This is a genomic window from Aeromonas sanarellii (assembly GCF_000820085.1).
Taxonomy (GTDB): domain Bacteria; phylum Pseudomonadota; class Gammaproteobacteria; order Enterobacterales; family Aeromonadaceae; genus Aeromonas; species Aeromonas sanarellii.
The window spans coordinates 39,075-55,559 of sequence record NZ_CDBN01000036.1; the positions used below are offsets into that span (position 1 = coordinate 39,075).

Here is a 16,485-nt window from a genome sequence, read left to right on the forward strand (position 1 = left end):
CTCATAAGGTGCAAAAGAATGGGGGGTTCGTCAACTTGATTTTTAAAACAGGTGTTTTGGTGTGGTTGTTAAAGTGATGTTTTAAAAGGATTTACTTGATTAGCATAAAAGCTCTACACAGATAGTTATGCTCTTGGTTGCGCCGCCCCTCAGGGAGGATGAACGGGCCGGCAAGCGGGTGTCGGAAATGTAATTAATTACGTAATAAAATTACAAATGCAAAAAGAAATCCCGACCTTACTCCAGGCTTGGAAAAAACATCTGTATGAAATGCATCCTTTCAATGCAGCTTTCATCTGGCCTGCAAGGAGACTAGTTGATGAACTGTTGTTTAAAACCGAATCAGGAAAAGATGTGAAGAGGGAGGGGAAACGGGGATAGCAGGGAAATGACGCGCAATAACGTAGGTTTGTATCAGGGAACGGGAGCCCGAGGGAGGGATGTGCATCGTTATCGGCTAGTGAATAAAACCAGAATTTTATCTTTTTATGGCATTTTATCGTTATTTGTGAGGGCGGTGTCTCGTCAGGGTTAGAAGGCGGTGCCGGACAGCAAAACCGGCGTCTTGAACCGCAACATGGGGCCTGTTCGTCTCAGTAATCGTCATCCGGGGCGGCGAGATCGATCACATCGAGATGCACTGAACCGCCGAATTCGTGCTCCGCGGGATCGAGATCGGCGGGGGAGAGCAGGGGCTGAACGGGCTGAGTGTCAACTGCTTGGGTCATGGATGCTTGCCTCATTGATTGCAAGCCGGTCGGTGAGTCCATCACCCTAACGCCCACCTCCCTGTTTTCTGGCCGGCGGAAAAGTTGCGTATCCTAGCGGCACTTTGTAAAAGCTTCAAGTGGTTCTGTATAAAATCTATGCCGGCGGGGGCGGATGGAGGGGGATGACGCGGGAGACACAGGTGGAAAGCGAAGCAAAAAAATAGCCCAGTCGTTTGACTGGGCTATCTTCGGGGAATTTGGTCGGTGTGAGAGGATTCGAACCTCCGACCCTCTACACCCCATGCAGATGCGCTACCTGGCTGCGCTACACACCGACGGAGTCAGCTCGGCTGACGGGGAGGAAGTCTAATAGGATGGCCTGACGGGTGCAACTCCTTTTTTATCAGGGAGATGCCGATTGCTTCTTTATTGTTCAACCAAGATGCGGCTTGGGCCTGGGCAGCAGTTTTGGCATAATCGCCGCCCCCCGGCGGGCATCTCATGTCGGGGGATGCCGATTGTGGCGGGGCCGTCGCCCCTGTCCCCGTCGAGCATGATCTACCGTCATCAATCTGCCGCCATCAACCAACCAGAGAGGAGCAGGGCGTGAAACCATCGGAAGTCGCAGCACAGGCCAGCCAGAGCGAGCAGGACGAACGCTGGATGCGCCACGCCATGGCGCTGGCGGCCAGGGCGGAGGGGATAGGTGAGATCCCGGTCGGTGCCGTGCTGGTGCTGGGGGACGAGATTCTGGGGGAGGGTTGGAACCGCTCCATCAGCGACCACGATGCCTGTGCCCATGCGGAGATCATGGCGCTGCGCGAGGCCGGCAAGAGGCTGGAAAACTACCGGCTGATCGACACCACCCTCTATGTGACCCTGGAGCCCTGCTGCATGTGCGCCGGGGCCCTCATCCACAGCCGGGTCAAGCGGGTGGTCTACGGCGCCCGGGATCTCAAGACGGGGGCGGCAGGGTCCGTGTTCGATATCCTGCTGGACCCGCGCCACAACCACAGGGTGGCGCTGACGGGGGAGGTGCTCGCCGACGCTTGCTCGGCCCAGCTGTCGGATTTTTTCAAGCGGCGCCGCGCCGAGAAGAAGGCGGCCAGGTTGGCGCTGCAACAAACCCCGGCTGCCGACACTTGACAGGCAGGAGCGCAACCGGTGCGCTCCTGCATCTCTTTTAATACCTTTTTAAGGTTATAAAACAGTCTCTTGCCACCTTCTTCATGGCACTGTGATGCCGCTTTCTCGCCTGCAGATAAGCCCCGCCAAGATGGCCTTCATGTAACAAAACTGTCATGCAACCGCCATATAATGCCGCCAAGCCTAGCTCACATTGAGGTCTTGCATGTCATCGGAATCGTTAAATCTGGTCATGGCGGGCAGTCGAAAACGCCGGATCAAGGATAAATTGGCCAAATATGGCGTCACCACAGGGGGAGCCCTGGTGCTGGTGGCGCTGCTGCTTATCTTCTTCTATCTGCTCTACGTGGTGAAGCCCATCTTCAATGGCGCCAGCATGGAGGCGACTTCCTCCTTCGAGCTGCCGACCCAGGGCAAGACCGCCTGGCTCGGTGTCGAGGAGCAGAACGAGATAGGCTATCGCTTCAGCGATCTCGGCAAGGTCAAGTTTTTTGCCGTTCGGGCGGATGGCGACATCAAGGTGGGTCAGGTGATCGGCGATGCGCAGGTCTCCGGTGACATCACTGCGGTGGCGCCCCCTGCACCTGGGCAGAAGCTCATTGCCTATGGCTTTGCCGATGGCAAGGCCCAGGTGGTGCAGCCCTATTTCAAGGTCTCCTATCCCAACGACGTGCGCGTCATCGAACCCAGCCTGCAATATCCCTTCGGCGAAGAGCCCGTGGTGATCGATCCCCAGGGCAAGGCGCTGACCCGCATGGTCTTCGAGGCCACCAAGGACAAGATGGCCACGGCCGCCGTGACCGAAGATGGCCGCGGCGTGCTGATGGTGATGAGCGGCGAGGAGAACTTCCTCTCCGGGGAAGTGGAGTGGAGCAGCGAGAACTACGCCATTCCGTCCCTGCCGCGCCACGTGGATCAGATGCTGCTGACCCCGAACCTGCGCATCCTGTTCGTGCGCGAGGGCAACCGTCTCTCCGTCTACGACATCCACAATCTCAATGACATCTCCCTGCGCGACGTCATGGAGATCAATGCCCCCAACGCCAACGTGACCCAGGTGGCTTTGCTCTCCGGTGCCTCTTCCCTGCTGGTGGGCAACGACAACGGCGTCATCTCCCAGTGGTTCGAAGTGGCTCAGGATGGCAAGCGCCAGTTCACCCAGATCCGTGACTTCAAGGGTGACGGCCCGGTCGCGCTGCTGACCCCGGAGCACTTCCGCAAGGGCTTTATCAGCGCCAGTCAAGATGGTGCGATCAACTTCTTCCATGCCACCGGGGAGGCCAAACTGCTCGGCGAGAAGATCGAGGGGGGCAGCCTCGCGGCCGTCGCCATCTCTCCCCGCCACAACCTGTTGCTGACCCAGCAAGGGGACGACTTCAAGGTCTTTGACGTGGAGAACGATCACCCCGAGGTGACCTGGTCTGCCCTGTGGCAGCAGGTGTGGTATGAAGGCTATCCCGAGCCCCAGTACGTGTGGCAGTCCACCTCAGCGAGCAACGACTTCGAAGCCAAGCTGAGCCTGGTGCCCCTGGTATTCGGTACCCTCAAGGCCTCCTTCTACGCCATGGTGTTCGCAGTGCCCCTCGGCGTCGCCGGCGCCATCTACACCGCCTACTTCATGTCGGCAGGGCTGCGCAAATACGTCAAGCCGACGGTGGAGATCATGGCTGCGCTGCCGACCGTCATCCTCGGCTTCCTGGCGGGTCTCTGGCTCGCGCCCATCATAGAGGGGGCCCTGCCCGGGGTGATCCTGCTGCTGATCCTGCTGCCCATGGGCATGCTGCTGACGGCGCTGGTCTGGAACTATCTGCCGGAGCGTGGCCGTACCTGGCTGCCGGAAGGCTGGCACGCCATCCTGCTCATTCCGGTGCTGCTGTTCATCGGCTGGGGGGCCTTCGCCTTGAGCCCCATCATAGAGAACGCCTTCATGCACGGGGATTCCCGCATCTGGCTGACCCACGACATGGGCATCAAGTTCGACCAGCGCAACTCCCTGGTGGTCGGCATCGCCATGGGCTTTGCGGTGATCCCCACCATCTTCTCCATCGCCGAAGACGCCGTCTTCTCGGTGCCCAAGCACCTGACCCAGGGCTCCCTGGCGCTGGGCGCCACCCCGTGGCAGACCCTGAGCCGCGTCGTGATCCTGACCGCGAGCCCGGGCATCTTCTCGGCGGTGATGATGGGCCTGGGCCGCGCCGTGGGTGAGACCATGATAGTGCTGATGGCCACCGGCAACACCCCCATCATGGACTTCTCCATGTTCCAGGGGCTGCGCACCCTGGCGGCGAACATCGCGGTGGAAATGCCGGAATCGGAAGTGGGCAGCTCCCACTACCGCGTGCTCTTCCTCGCCGCCTTCGTGCTGTTTGTGTTCACCTTCATGTTCAATACCCTGGCCGAATTCGTCCGCCAGCGGTTGCGTGAAAAGTACAGCTCTCTGTAAGGACTAAGGAATCGACAATGGGTAAGTGGTTTAAATCGGGGGCCCCCTGGATCTGGATGACGGGGGGCGCCGTCAGCCTGAGTCTGGTGGCCGTACTGGGTCTGTTGTTGCTGATCGGCTGGCGTGGTCTGGTCTATTTCTGGCCGCACCCCATCTATGAGTGGCAGTTGAGCGATGCAAACGGCAACAAGAGCGTGCTGATCGGCGAGATCAACGATCGCGAGCTGGTGCCGGTGGAGCGGCTGCGGGCCTCCGGTCTTCAGCTTGCAGGGGAGGAGCGCGAGGAGCTGACCCGTTACCTGGTCAAGACCGGCAACCGGGAGTTCGTCGATCTGGACTTCCGCTGGGTACTGGAGACCGACATAGTGTCGCGCACCCAGCCGGCGGAGCTCGCCATGGTGGAGCGTGCCACCAACGGCAACTTCTACGGCTACATAGTGGGAGTGAAGGAGGATGGCCGCGAGCTGACCCAGGATCTGCATCCCGCGCTGCAACGGGTGCTGGCCCGCGCCAACGACCTCTCAAGCCAGGCCAACGAGCTGCAGAAGGGCGACATCGGCAGCATCAACTACCAGCTGGAGCGGCTGCGCCTCAAAGAGCGCAAGGCGGAGCTGGACGACAAGCTGACCGACGAGCTCAAGGCCCTGCTGGCGAGCGAGCGCCAGGCCCTGAACGATCGCTATCTGGTGCTGGAGAAGGAGCTCTTCTCCCTGCGCAGCCAGGCGGACAGAGACAGCATCACGGTCAAGGACATGCGTGGCGAGCTGGTGACCATGCCCATGTCCAGGGTGCTGGACGTGGTCTGGCCCAACGACATGAGCCTGATGGCCAAGATGGGGCACTGGTTCCACCAGATCGGTAAGTTCGTCTCCGATGAGCCCCGCGAGGCCAACACCGAAGGGGGGGTGTTCCCGGCCATCTTCGGCACCGTCTTCATGGTGATCCTGATGGCCATCATAGTGACGCCCCTCGGGGTGGTGGCGGCGGTCTACCTGCACGAGTACGCGGGCAAGAACAGCCTGACCAAGATCATCCGCATCGCGGTGATCAATCTGGCGGGCGTGCCGTCCATCGTGTACGGCGTGTTTGGCCTGGGCTTCTTCGTCTATACCCTGGGGGGATCGCTGGACCGACTCTTCTATCCGGAAGCGCTGCCGAGCCCCACCTTCGGCTCCCCCGGCGTCATCTGGTCGGCCCTGACCCTGGCCATCCTGACCCTGCCGGTGGTGATCGTCTCCACCGAAGAGGGGCTGGCCCGGATCCCGAGCACCATTCGCCAGGGCTCGCTGGCTCTGGGGGCCACCCAGGCCGAGACCCTGTGGCGCATCGTGCTGCCCATGGCGAGCCCGGCCATCATGACCGGCCTCATCCTGGCCATCGCCCGTGCGGCCGGTGAAGTGGCGCCCCTGATGCTGGTGGGGGTGGTGAAACTGGCGCCGACCCTGCCAATGGACGGCAACTTCCCGTACCTGCACGTGGAGCGCAAGTTCATGCACCTTGGCTTCCACATCTATGACGTCGGCTTCCAGAGTCCGAACGTCGAGGCGGCGCGTCCCCTGGTCTATGCCACCTCCTTCCTGCTGGTGACGGTGATCGTCGGCCTCAACCTGACGGCCATCGGCATCCGCAACCACTTGCGCGAGAAGTTCCGTTCTTTGGAGCATTGATGATGAAGCTGAAGGGCATCACGGGTATTCGCCACCTGCGTGAAACATTCCGGTCGCTGGCGCATTAATCCAGCCACCCAGACTGATGCGAGGCAAGTGATGGGCCGCAGCCCCCTTGCCAGCCAAGCATTCCGGCCGCGGACAATGAGAGTGTCCGCCGCCACCGACAGATTTGAGGTAAACAGATGATCAACGTAACACCGAGTTCGACCCAGCACACCGCGACCGACCTGCTGAACCTGACCCCGGAGCAGACCGCCCTCGAGGTCAAGGATCTCAACCTGTACTACGGCAGCAAGCAGGCGCTGTTCAACGTCAACATGAAGATCCCCAAGGGGCAGGTCACCGCCTTTATCGGCCCGTCCGGCTGCGGCAAGTCCACCCTGCTGCGCTGCATCAACCGGATGAACGATCTGGTGGAGATCTGCCGCATCGAGGGGGAGATCCAGCTGCACGGCCACAACATCTACGACAAGAGCGTGGATGTCTCCGCCCTGCGCCGCCAGGTGGGCATGGTGTTCCAGCGCCCGAATCCCTTCCCCAAGTCCATCTACGAGAACGTGGTCTATGGCCTGCGCCTGCAGGGCATCAACGACAGGCGTACCCTGGACGAGGCCGCCGAGCGCTCCCTGCGCGGCGCGGCGCTCTGGGACGAGGTGAAGGATCGCCTGCACGACAACGCCTTCGGCCTCTCCGGCGGCCAGCAGCAGCGTCTGGTGATCGCCCGTGCCATCGCCATCGAGCCGGAAGTGCTGCTGCTCGATGAACCGACCTCGGCGTTGGACCCCATCTCCACCCTCACCATCGAGGAGCTGATCAACGAGCTCAAGAGCCAGTTCACCGTGGTGATCGTGACCCACAACATGCAGCAGGCGGCGCGGGTCTCGGATCAGACCGCCTTCATGTACATGGGCGAGCTTATCGAGTACTCGAACACCAACACCATCTTCACCACCCCGGCCAAGAAGAAGACCGAAGACTACATCACCGGTCGTTACGGCTAAGGCATGTTGGTGCAACAGGGGTTATTGAGATGAACAAGATGAGCATCAACAAACAGATTGGCAGTCGGTTCCACGACTAAGGCATACTCGGAGCAACAAGGATTATTTGTATGGACAATATGAACCTCAACAAACACATCTCCGGTCAGTTCAATGCCGAGCTCGAGAGCGTGCGCAACCAGGTGCTGGTGATGGGGGGGCTGGTGGAGAAGCAGCTCACCGACGCCATCGCCGCCATTCATGGCCAGGATCTGGATGCGGCGCGCAAGATCGTCGCCAACGACCACAAGGTCAACGCCATGGAAGTGGCGATCGACGAGGAGTGCACCCGCATCATTGCCAAGCGTCAGCCCACCGCGTCCGACCTGCGGCTGGTGATGGCCATCATCAAGACCATCACGGATCTGGAGCGCATCGGCGACGTGGCGGACAAGATCGCCCGCATGCTGACCGACAACGCCAACAAGCCCCAGCCGCCGCTGGTGTCGCTGGAGAACATGGGTCGCCGCACCATCAAGATGCTGCACGACGTGCTCGACGCCTTCGCCCGCATGGATCTGGACGCGGCGCTCGCGGTCTACAAGGAAGATGACAAGGTGGACCGGGAGTACGAGTCCATCATCCGCGAGCTGATGACCTACATGATGGAAGACCCGCGCACCATCCCCCAGGTGCTCAATGTGCTGTGGGCGGCGCGGGCCATCGAGCGGGTCGGCGATCGCTGCCAGCACATCTGCGAGTACATCGTCTATTACGTCAAGGGCAAGGACGTGCGCCACACCAAGGCGGACGAATTGAACGACCTGCTGGGCAAACACTGATCCCGACATGAATAAAAAGGCGCGTAAAGCGCCTTTTTTTGTTGCATCCAGGGGCATCTTAAGATAACGCCCCCCAACGGGGGCTTTTCTGCTAGAATGTGGCCCCTGTGTGAGTCCCGGATGGAGTCACGGTCCGGTTTCCCGGGCCCAGTTTGCCGTCTTGTGTCAAGGCGGCTGTCGCAATAGGTCAATCATGAGTTTTGCCGATAGTTTGTTCTTTCTGATGCTGCTGGTCGCCGGCAGCGTGTTCTTCTCGCTCTCCGAGATCTCCCTCGCCGCCTCCCGCAAAATCAAGTTGCAGGTGATGGCCGACGAGGGCAACCGCCATGCCGAGAAGGTACTGGCGCTGCAGGCCCAGCCTGGCAACTTCTTCACCGTGGTGCAGATAGGCCTCAATACCGTCGCCATCCTGGGCGGCATCCTGGGCGAGTCCGCCCTGAATCCGGCCATCAAGGCGTTCATCTCCGAGTTCTATCAGGGGCCCTGGCTCGGCGAGATCAGCTCGGCGGCCTCCTTCGTGTTCGTCACCGGCATGTTCATCCTGATCGCGGATCTCATGCCCAAGCGCCTCGCCATGACCATGCCCGAGCGGATCGCCGTGGTGGTGGTGCGCCCCATGCTGCTGTGCGTCACCCTGCTGATGCCGCTGGTGTGGCTGTTCAACGGCATGGCCAACGGCCTGTTTCGCCTGCTGCGCATCTCCATGGTGCGCAACGACGAGATCACCTCGGACGACATCTATGCGGTGATGGATGCGGGGGCCGAGGCCGGCGTCATCCAGCGCGAGGAGCACCAGCTCATCGAGAACGTGTTCGAGCTGCAGTCCCTCGGCGTCACCTCCGCCATGACGGCGCGGGAGAGCCTCATCTACTTCACCCTGCAGGAGGGGGAGGAGAGCATCAAGGCGAAGATCGCCGAGCACCCCCACAACAAGTTCCTGGTGTGCGACCACAACCTCGACAGCATCAAGGGCTTCGTCGACGCCAAGGAGCTGCTGATCCGCGTCATCGGCGGCCAGAGCATCGATCTCAACAGCGGCTCCCTGGTGCAGAACGTCATCATCATCCCCGACACCCTGAACCTCTACGAGGCGATGGAGTACTTCAAGAACCATCGCGGCGACTTCGCCGTGGTGATGAACGAGTACGCCCTGGTGGTGGGCATAGTCACCATGAACGACCTGATGAGCACCGTCATGGGGGAGTGGGCCACCCACGTGGTGGAGGAGCAGATAGTGCAGCGGGACGAGAACTCCTGGCTGGTGGACGGGGTCACCCCCATCTCCGACGTGATGCGCGCCTTCGACATCGAGGAGTTCCCGGAAAACCAGAACTACGAGACCATCGCCGGCTTCATCATGTACATGCTGCGCAAGATCCCCAAGCGGACCGACTCGGTCAAATACGCCGGTTACAAGTTCGAAGTCGTCGACATCGACAGCTACAAGATTGACCAGCTGCTGGTCACCCGGGTCGAGCCCGTCCCGGCCGACAAGCCCGTTCAGGAAGCGTGATAGGAGTTAACAAGGAACCATGAAGATGTCGTCTCATTCCAGAGCGCTGGCCTGTGTGGCGCTCGCCCTCGTGCTCGGCGCCTGCAGCCAGAGCGCACCGCGCAAGCCAGTGACGCCTGCCAAACCCGTCGCTCCCCAGCCTGCCGTGGTGGTCCCGCAGCCGGATCCCGATGCGGTGGTGCAGAGCGCCGTGGCGGAGCCCAGCCCTGTGTTCGACGAGGAGTATCACGGCCCGGATCAGGGGTCGCTCGAGTCGGTGACCGCCCTGTTTGCCCGCGGCTACATCGAGTCAGCCATGCGCGAGACCATGCTGGCGGCGGTGCACAGCGACTATCCCCTGCTCGGCATGCGGGACGTGCGCCTGACCGATCCCATCTCCAAGTTCCTCACCTCGGCTCAGGCGCGCACCACGGCCCACGACTACCTCTACGCCGGGGTACAGCGTCGCCTGGGTCGTCCGCTCAGCCCCGCCCAGTGGGAGCAGATCTGGCAGGGATACCCCCAGCAGGGCCGGGTCTCCGACTGGGTCAAGCAGACCAAGCGGGTGCTGGCCGGGCGCTGAGCCGCCAGTTCATCTGTCGCCACAAGAGGCCACCTTCGGGTGGCCTCTTGCCGTTTCTCACCCTGGGGCTGAGGCCTCAGCGGTCAGGACGCCCCCTTCCTTTGCCGCTATCCCCCTGAGCTTGCCCGAATTTGTTCGTAGCGCCCGATTGCCTCTTCCTCTACTTTGGGTCATGATGCAAAAAGCATTCTGGCCGTCTAGATGTTTTGATGGCTTGATGTGATTCCACACAATAAACACCCGTCACGACGGGGACACGCAGAGAGACAGAGATGAATACAAAGGATTTGTGGGTACTGGATGGTGGCATGGGGCGCGAGCTGGCACGGCGGGGTGCGCCGTTTCGCCAGCCGGAGTGGTCGGCGCTGGCCCTGATGGAGGCACCCGAGACGGTGCGCGAGGTGCATCAGGCCTATGTGGCGAGCGGCGCCCGGGTCATCACCACCAACAGCTATGCCCTGGTGCCGTTCCATATTGGCGAGGCGCGCTTTGCCGCCCAAGGGGAGGGGCTGGCGGCCCTGGCCGGGCAACTGGCCCGAGAGGTGGCCGACGAGCAGCCGGGCTCTGTGCAGGTGGCCGGCTCCTTGCCGCCGCTGTTTGGCTCCTATCGCGCCGATCTGTATCAAGCCGAGCGGGTGAGCGAGCTGGCAGCCCCGCTGATCCGGGCGCTTTCCCCCCACGTGGATCTCTGGCTGGCGGAGACCATGAGCCTCATCGCCGAGCCGTTGGCCCTCAAGGCCCTGCTGCCCGATGATGGCAAGCCGTTCTGGGTCTCCTTCACCCTGGAGGACGAGGCGCCGGGCAGCGAACCGACCCTGCGCTCCGGCGAGCGGGTGGCCGATGCCGTGGCCGCGTTGGCGTCGGCCGGGGTGGATGCCATCCTGTTCAACTGCTGCCAGCCCGAGGTGATCGAAGGGGCGCTCAGGGTGGCCGGCGCCGCGTTGCAGGCCCTGGGTCGCACCGAAGTTCGCCTCGGTGCCTATGCCAACGCCTTCCCGCCCCAGCCCAAGGAGGCCACCGCCAACGACGGTCTGGACGAGATCCGCGGCGATCTGGGGCCGCTGGATTACCTCGGCTGGGCCGAGCGCTGGCGCGCGGCCGGGGCAAACCTCATCGGCGGCTGCTGCGGCATAGGCCCGGAACACATTGAGGCGCTGGCCAGCCGGCTGCGTTAAGGAGAACCGATGAAAGAGAGCAAGATCGGCCTCTGGTCCCTCACCGCCCTGGTGTTCAGCTCCATGGTGGGGGCCGGCATCTTCAGCCTGCCCCAGAACATGGCCGAGGTGGCGGGGGCCCGCGCCGTGCTGATCGGCTGGGCCGTCACCGGGGTCGGCATACTGGCGCTGGCCGCGAGTTTCCTCTATCTGTCGCGACTCAGACCCGAGCTCGACGGCGGCATCTACAGCTATGCCCGGGCCGGCTTCGGCGATCTGGTGGGCTTCTTCTCCGCCTGGGGCTATTGGCTCTGTGCCACCATAGGCGTGGTGGGCTATCTGGTGATCGCCTTCGCGGCGCTGGGCAGTTTCGTCGATACCCCTGATAGTGTCTGGTTCGGCGAGGGCAACACCCTGGGCGCCTTCATTGGCGAGTCCTGCATCCTCTGGGCGGTGCACCTGCTGGTGGCGCGCGGCGTGCAGCAGGCGGCCCTGTTCAATCTGGTGGCGACCCTGGCCAAGAGCCTGCCGCTGCTGCTGTTCATCCTGTTCGCCTGCTACTGGTTCGATCCGGTCACCTTTGCGGCGGATCAGCAGGGCAGCACCCTGGCGGTGCCGGTCTCCGAGCAGGTGCGCAACACCATGCTCATCACCCTCTGGGTCTTCACCGGCATCGAGGGGGCGGCGGTGCTGTCGGCCCGGGCGAGAAACAAGCGGGACGTGGGCACGGCCACCGTGCTTGGCGTGGTGCTGGCGCTGCTGCTCTATGTGCTCATATCGGTGCTGGCGCTCGGGATCCTGAGCCGCCCGGAGCTCGCGGCCCTGCCCAACCCCTCCATGGCGGGGCTGATGGCCCAGATGACCGGCTCCTGGGGCAAGCTGCTCATCAGCGCCGGCCTCATCGTATCGGTGCTCGCCTCCTACGTGAGCTGGACCCTGTTCTCGGCCGAGGTGCCGTTCAGCGCGGCGCGCCACGGGGCCTTCCCGGCCATCTTCCGGCGCCAGAACCGCAACGGCACCCCCATCGCCTCGCTCTGGCTCACCAGCCTGACGGTGCAGGGCTGTCTGCTGCTGGTGTGGCTGCTCGGCAAGGGCTACACCAACCTGTTGCTTATCTCCACCTCCATGATCCTGGTGCCCTACCTGCTGATCGGTCTGTTCCTGCTCAAGCTCTCCTTGCGTGGCGAGGGCAATGGTCTGATGCGGGCGGTGGCGCTGGTGTCGAGCGGTTACGGCCTCTGGCTGCTCTACGCCGCCGGGGTGGAGTACCTGCTGCTCTCCTTGCTGCTCTACGGGCCGGGTCTGCTGCTGTTTCTCTACAGCCGCCGCCAGCTCGGGGCCGAGCTGCGGCTCAGCGGGCGCGAGCGGCTGCTGGCCGGGGTGACGCTGCTGAGCCTCATTCCCGCCGTCTGGTCCTTTGCCCACGTCTGAGTGAGTAAGCCAATGAAGAGAGCGCCCAGAGGCGCTCTTTTTTTGTCCGCGGGTTGTCTGCCGGGCGTGCTCAGCGGCTGGCGGGACCGGCCGGCTTGCCAAACAGCACCGCGAGCTTCTGCCGCCAGGGGAGGCTGCGGGCCTCTTGCAGCATGTCGCGCCACTCGTGGAAGGTGAGGGTGAGGGGGTTGAAGCTGTGGACGGGCTTGGTGATGCCGAAGCGGCACGGCTCGGCCGGGTCTTCCTCGACGAAGGTGCCGAACAGCCTGTCCCAGATGATGAGCACCCCGGCGAAGTTGCGATCGATATATTTGGGGTTGCTGGCGTGGTGCACCCTGTGGTGGGAAGGGGTATTGAGGATCCACTCCAATTTGCCGAGCTTGCCCACCACCTGGGTATGGACGAAGAACTGGAAGCCCAAGCTCACGAGCACGGTGGCCACCACCGCCTCGGGCGGGAAGCCGATGAGGATCATGGGGATCCAGAACAGCCACATGCCGGAGACCGGATACATCAGGCTCTGACGAAAGGCAGTGGAGAGGTTGAGCCGCTCCGAGCTGTGGTGCACCACGTGGGAGGCCCAGAGCCAGCGCACGTGGTGGCTCGCGAAGTGGAACAGCCAGTAGCAGAGATCCTGCAGCAGGAACAGCAGCAAGAGGCTCCAGAGGTTGAGATCGATATCGAATAGCCGCCAGCCCCAGAGGGTGTCGTAGAGGTAGGCGATGGCGACGGCCGCCAGGGCATCGCCCCCCTGATGCATCAGCGCCAGGGTGGCGTTGGCGAAGAGATCCTTCCACTGGTAGCCGGCGGTGGGATAGGCGGCGCCGTGTCTTCGCAGGTAGAGCATCTCCCAGCCGATAAAGGCCAGAAAGAGGGGGGAGAGGTAGAGCAGGAGCAGTTGCACATCCATATGAGCCATCCGGTTGGACCAGTTGGATGTCAGCATACCGGATGGATTTAAAATTTCATTAACATCCTTGCTCCATCCGGGTGGTGAACAACCCGATGGCGAAAGACTGCGGCAAGGAGATGATCTGGGGGTGGATGAGGAAGGTCAGCATAGAAGAGGGAGCCATGGGCTCCCTCTTCGTGTTTGTGCATCGCGGGTTATAACACCTGGCTCAGGAACCGGCGCAGGCGGGGGACGCGATGGATGGTCGAAGCCACAGCGGTTGTCATAACACCCGGCTTATAGCACCTGGCTCAGGAACTGGCGCAGGCGGGGAGAGGGCGGATTGTCAAAGAAATCCGCCGGCTTCTCGTCCACCAGCAGCTCGCCGCTCTCCATGAAGAGCACCCGATCCGCCACCTCCCGGGCGAAGCCCATCTCGTGGGTCACCACCACCATGGTCATGCCTTCCCGGGCCAGCCCCTTCATGACGTCCAGCACTTCCCCCACCATCTCGGGGTCGAGGGCACTGGTGGGCTCGTCAAACAGCATAATGCGCGGCTGCATGGCGAGCGCCCGGGCGATGGCCACCCGCTGCTGCTGACCGCCGGAGAGCTGGGAGGGGTAGCTCTGCGCCTTGTTGGAGAGCCCCACCTTGAGCAGCAGCGCCTTGGCCCTGTCTTCCGCCTCCTTGCGAGATAGTCCCCGCACCTTCTGGGGCGCCAGGGTGATGTTGTCCAGTACCGTCAGGTGGGGGAAGAGGTTGAAGGACTGGAATACCATGCCCACCTCTTCCCGCAGCTTGTTGACGTCGCCGGGCTCGGTGAGGCTGATGCCGTCGACCAGGATGTGACCGTCGTTGATGGTTTCCAGCTGGTTGAGGGTGCGCAGGAAGGTGGACTTGCCCGAGCCGCTCGGCCCCACGATCACCACCACTTCCCCCTCGGCCACCTGGGTGCTGACGTTCTTGAGGGCGTGCACCTCGGTGCCGTAGAACTTCTCCACTGAGCTTGCCTTGATAATTGGATCAGTTGCTGCGCGCATATTTCACCTCCAGACGACGCACCGGGAAGGGGCAGGGGGTGCCGGTGATGGCAGAACGTCTCGACAACGGTTGGGCCTTGATAACGGGATCAGTTGCTGCGCGCATATTTCACCTCCAGACGACGCACCAGGAAGGAGAGGGTGCCGGTGAGCACCAGATAGAGCAGGGCCACGGTGAACCATACCTCGAACGGGCTGAAGGTGGAGCTCACCACCTCGCGCCCCGCCTTGGTGAGGTCCGTGATGGAGATGACCGACACCAGCGACGAATCCTTGATAAGGTTGATGAACTGGCCCGCCAGCGGCGGCAGGACGCGCTTGAACGCCTGGGGCAGGATGACGTAGCGCATGGTCTGGGCCGAGGTCATGCCAAGGCTCCTGCCCGCCTCCATCTGCCCCTTGTGGATGGAGCTGATGCCGGCGCGCACGATTTCCGCCACGTAGGCGCCGGTGAAGACCGCCAGCGCCGCCACCCCGGCGGTGAAGCGATCCAGATTGAGTACAGTGCCGATAAAGAAATAGACGATGAAGATCTGCACCAGCAACGGGGTGCCGCGGATAAGCTCCACATAGGTCACTGCCAGGTTGCGCAGGGCCGGATTGGGGGAGAGGCGGGCGAGCCCGGCCAGGGTGCCGAGCAGGATGGCGAAGACCCCGGCCACCAGGGATAGCTTGACCGTGACCCAGACGCCCCAGGCGATGGGGCCGGCGGTCCAGCTCAGTTGCACATCCAGGGTGTCGCCGAGGAAGACGGTGTCCCCTTCGGCCAGCTGGGCGCCCTGGGCGGCGATGGCCTGACGACGGCTGGGGTCGAGATCGTCCTGCAGGAAGAGCTGCCCCTTCTCCGCCACCACGGTGCCGTCAAATTCGGCGTAGTGCTTCTGCTCCGCCTGATAGGCGATGTACTGGGGAATGCGCTCCCAGCGCCAGGTGTAGTCCACCGCCTGCACGGCCTTGTAGATGCCGAAAATGGCGGCCAGCACCAGCAGCAGGAAGACCCCGTGCCAGAGCAGCTGATTGGGCTGTTTTTCCATCTGTCTTGTGATTTTGGGGTTGATCACTGTCACAACCTCTTTTGTCGTTATTGTGGGGGGTCTGCGTGAAGGGGCGGCATGCCGCCCCTTTGGGAGGTTACTTGAGCTGGTCCAGCCAGGCGGTGGACTCGAACCACTTCTTGTAGAGACGGTCGTAGCTGCCGTCGCCCTTGATCTGGCGCAGGTAGTTGTTCAGCCAGTTGAGGGTGTCCTGATCCCCCTTGCGGATGGCCCAGGCCAGCGGCTCGAAGGTGAACGGCTTGTCGAGGTGCACCACGGCGCCCTGGTTCTGGGAGGCGAAGATGGCGTTGTAGGGCAGGTCGTAGACGAAGGCGTCGACCTTGCCGTTGATCACTTCCAGCTTGGCGTCGTCCTGGGTTTCAAACTGCAGCAGGGTGGCCTTGGGGATCATGCGCTTGACCGCCTGCTCGCCCGTGGTGCCGAGCTTGACCGCGATCTTGTACTTGGGATCGTTCAGATCCTGGAAGGACTTGATCTCCCCCGCCTTGTCCTTGCGCAGGACTATGGTCTGGCCGACGACGATGTAGGGATCGGCGAAGTTCACGCGCAGGTTGCGCTGGGGGGTGACCGTCATGCCACCCATGATGACGTCGAACTTGTCGGTCAAGAGGGCCGGGATGATGCCGTCCCAGGCGGTGTTGACGAACTCCACCTTCACGCCCATCTCCTTGGCGACCATCTTGGCCAGGTCCACGTCGAAGCCGATGTACTGGCCCTGCTTGTTGGTCATCTCGAAGGGTTGGTAGCCGGCGTCGAAGCCGACCCGCAGCACACCGCGCTCCAACACGGCATCCAGGGTGGAGCTGGGGGCAGCATTGGCCAGCCCGCACAGCAGCAAGGTAGAGAGAATGAGTTTTTTGATCATAAGTGACGTCTCTGTCGAAAGTGTGTTCGGCCTTGAACCTGCTCCCGTGCGACTCCGTGGCACAAGAGACTGCTGCATCCGGCAGCAGGCAAGACAGGATTATTGTCTTGGTCGGGGCAAAAGCCCCATATGAGATTCTATGAATGGTCCGTTGAGTGAAAAATGTACCAAAATCTGATTG

15 protein-coding genes and 1 tRNA gene are annotated in these 16,485 nt (G+C 62.2%); 9 read left to right on the forward strand and 7 right to left on the reverse strand.

The window, feature by feature from the left end:
- Nucleotides 1–593: 593 nt before the first annotated feature.
- A complete protein-coding gene (locus tag BN1132_RS20350; protein WP_280136283.1) occupies nucleotides 594–728 on the reverse strand; it encodes a hypothetical protein in 135 nt (44 codons plus the stop codon).
- 240 nt (nucleotides 729–968) lie between these two features.
- Nucleotides 969–1,045, reverse strand: a tRNA-Pro gene (locus BN1132_RS07280).
- Nucleotides 1,046–1,316: 271 nt separating this feature from the next.
- On the opposite strand from BN1132_RS07280, the gene tadA reads away from it, so the two are divergent.
- The 9 genes from tadA to BN1132_RS07325 all read left to right on the forward strand — a co-directional run bounded on the left by tadA (nucleotide 1,317) and on the right by BN1132_RS07325 (nucleotide 12,451).
- The gene (gene tadA / locus BN1132_RS07285; RefSeq protein ID WP_084202657.1) at nucleotides 1,317–1,856 is read left to right on the forward strand and encodes a tRNA adenosine(34) deaminase TadA; all 540 of its coding nucleotides are present in this window, start codon (nucleotides 1,317–1,319) and stop codon (nucleotides 1,854–1,856) included.
- A 205-nt stretch (nucleotides 1,857–2,061) separates the two neighbouring features.
- Nucleotides 2,062–4,299, forward strand: a complete 2,238-nt coding sequence (locus tag BN1132_RS07290; protein WP_042076388.1) for an ABC transporter permease subunit — start codon at nucleotides 2,062–2,064, stop codon at nucleotides 4,297–4,299.
- Between the two features lie 17 nt (nucleotides 4,300–4,316).
- Complete coding sequence (gene pstA, locus BN1132_RS07295) at nucleotides 4,317–5,966, forward strand: phosphate ABC transporter permease PstA (RefSeq protein ID WP_042076391.1); 1,650 nt, start codon at nucleotides 4,317–4,319, stop codon at nucleotides 5,964–5,966.
- Nucleotides 5,967–6,151: 185 nt separating this feature from the next.
- Nucleotides 6,152–6,970, forward strand: coding sequence for a phosphate ABC transporter ATP-binding protein PstB (pstB, locus tag BN1132_RS07300; RefSeq protein WP_042076392.1), 819 nt, complete (start codon nucleotides 6,152–6,154; stop codon nucleotides 6,968–6,970).
- 110 nt (nucleotides 6,971–7,080) lie between these two features.
- Entirely contained in the window at nucleotides 7,081–7,791 is a 711-nt protein-coding gene (gene phoU, locus BN1132_RS07305) for a phosphate signaling complex protein PhoU (RefSeq protein ID WP_042076394.1), read from the forward strand.
- 193 nt (nucleotides 7,792–7,984) lie between these two features.
- Nucleotides 7,985–9,304, forward strand: a complete 1,320-nt coding sequence (paeA, locus tag BN1132_RS07310) for a polyamine export protein PaeA (protein WP_042076397.1) — start codon at nucleotides 7,985–7,987, stop codon at nucleotides 9,302–9,304.
- 19 nt (nucleotides 9,305–9,323) lie between these two features.
- Nucleotides 9,324–9,866, forward strand: a complete 543-nt coding sequence (locus BN1132_RS07315; protein WP_042076400.1) for a hypothetical protein — start codon at nucleotides 9,324–9,326, stop codon at nucleotides 9,864–9,866.
- A 272-nt stretch (nucleotides 9,867–10,138) separates the two neighbouring features.
- Nucleotides 10,139–11,041, forward strand: coding sequence for a homocysteine S-methyltransferase family protein (locus tag BN1132_RS07320; protein WP_042076402.1), 903 nt, complete (start codon nucleotides 10,139–10,141; stop codon nucleotides 11,039–11,041).
- Nucleotides 11,042–11,050: 9 nt separating this feature from the next.
- Nucleotides 11,051–12,451 carry a basic amino acid/polyamine antiporter gene (locus BN1132_RS07325; protein ID WP_042076405.1) on the forward strand — a complete coding sequence of 467 codons (1,401 nt, stop codon included), beginning with the start codon at nucleotides 11,051–11,053 and terminating at the stop codon, nucleotides 12,449–12,451.
- Nucleotides 12,452–12,521: 70 nt separating this feature from the next.
- On the opposite strand, the gene BN1132_RS07330 is transcribed toward BN1132_RS07325, so the two are convergent.
- From BN1132_RS07330 to BN1132_RS07345, 5 genes are all read right to left on the reverse strand, one after another.
- A complete protein-coding gene (locus BN1132_RS07330) occupies nucleotides 12,522–13,361 on the reverse strand; it encodes a sterol desaturase family protein (RefSeq protein ID WP_042076448.1) in 840 nt (279 codons plus the stop codon).
- Between the two features lie 279 nt (nucleotides 13,362–13,640).
- Nucleotides 13,641–14,384, reverse strand: a complete 744-nt coding sequence (locus tag BN1132_RS07335) for an amino acid ABC transporter ATP-binding protein (protein WP_042076409.1) — start codon at nucleotides 14,382–14,384, stop codon at nucleotides 13,641–13,643.
- Nucleotides 14,368–14,490, reverse strand: coding sequence for a hypothetical protein (locus BN1132_RS20355; RefSeq protein WP_280136284.1), 123 nt, complete (start codon nucleotides 14,488–14,490; stop codon nucleotides 14,368–14,370). The genes BN1132_RS07335 and BN1132_RS20355 overlap by 17 nt, the downstream gene beginning before the upstream one ends.
- On the reverse strand, nucleotides 14,474–15,418 hold the full coding sequence (locus BN1132_RS07340; RefSeq protein WP_042076450.1) for an amino acid ABC transporter permease: 945 nt from the start codon (nucleotides 15,416–15,418) through the stop codon (nucleotides 14,474–14,476). Before BN1132_RS07340 ends, BN1132_RS20355 begins: the two co-directional genes overlap by 17 nt.
- A gap of 97 nt (nucleotides 15,419–15,515) precedes the next feature.
- A complete protein-coding gene (locus tag BN1132_RS07345) occupies nucleotides 15,516–16,304 on the reverse strand; it encodes a transporter substrate-binding domain-containing protein (protein ID WP_042076411.1) in 789 nt (262 codons plus the stop codon).
- Nucleotides 16,305–16,485 lie beyond the last annotated feature (181 nt).

Excerpts from the sequence above, each read along its gene's own strand:
- BN1132_RS07320 (WP_042076402.1), top strand. The coding sequence starts at position 10,139 with ATGAATACAAAGGATTTGTGGGTACTGGATGGTGGCATGGGGCGCGAG.
- BN1132_RS07335 (WP_042076409.1), bottom strand. The coding sequence starts at position 14,384 with ATGCGCGCAGCAACTGATCCAATTATCAAGGCAAGCTCAGTGGAGAAG.
- BN1132_RS07340 (WP_042076450.1), bottom strand. The coding sequence starts at position 15,418 with ATGGAAAAACAGCCCAATCAGCTGCTCTGGCACGGGGTCTTCCTGCTG.
- BN1132_RS07330 (WP_042076448.1), bottom strand. The coding sequence starts at position 13,361 with ATGGATGTGCAACTGCTCCTGCTCTACCTCTCCCCCCTCTTTCTGGCC.
- paeA (WP_042076397.1), top strand. The coding sequence starts at position 7,985 with ATGAGTTTTGCCGATAGTTTGTTCTTTCTGATGCTGCTGGTCGCCGGC.
- pstA (WP_042076391.1), top strand. The coding sequence starts at position 4,317 with ATGGGTAAGTGGTTTAAATCGGGGGCCCCCTGGATCTGGATGACGGGG.
- BN1132_RS07290 (WP_042076388.1), top strand. The coding sequence starts at position 2,062 with ATGTCATCGGAATCGTTAAATCTGGTCATGGCGGGCAGTCGAAAACGC.
- phoU (WP_042076394.1), top strand. The coding sequence starts at position 7,081 with ATGGACAATATGAACCTCAACAAACACATCTCCGGTCAGTTCAATGCC.
- BN1132_RS07345 (WP_042076411.1), bottom strand. The coding sequence starts at position 16,304 with ATGATCAAAAAACTCATTCTCTCTACCTTGCTGCTGTGCGGGCTGGCC.
- BN1132_RS07315 (WP_042076400.1), top strand. The coding sequence starts at position 9,324 with ATGAAGATGTCGTCTCATTCCAGAGCGCTGGCCTGTGTGGCGCTCGCC.
- BN1132_RS20355 (WP_280136284.1), bottom strand. The coding sequence starts at position 14,490 with ATGCGCGCAGCAACTGATCCCGTTATCAAGGCCCAACCGTTGTCGAGA.
- pstB (WP_042076392.1), top strand. The coding sequence starts at position 6,152 with ATGATCAACGTAACACCGAGTTCGACCCAGCACACCGCGACCGACCTG.
- BN1132_RS07325 (WP_042076405.1), top strand. The coding sequence starts at position 11,051 with ATGAAAGAGAGCAAGATCGGCCTCTGGTCCCTCACCGCCCTGGTGTTC.
- BN1132_RS20350 (WP_280136283.1), bottom strand. The coding sequence starts at position 728 with ATGACCCAAGCAGTTGACACTCAGCCCGTTCAGCCCCTGCTCTCCCCC.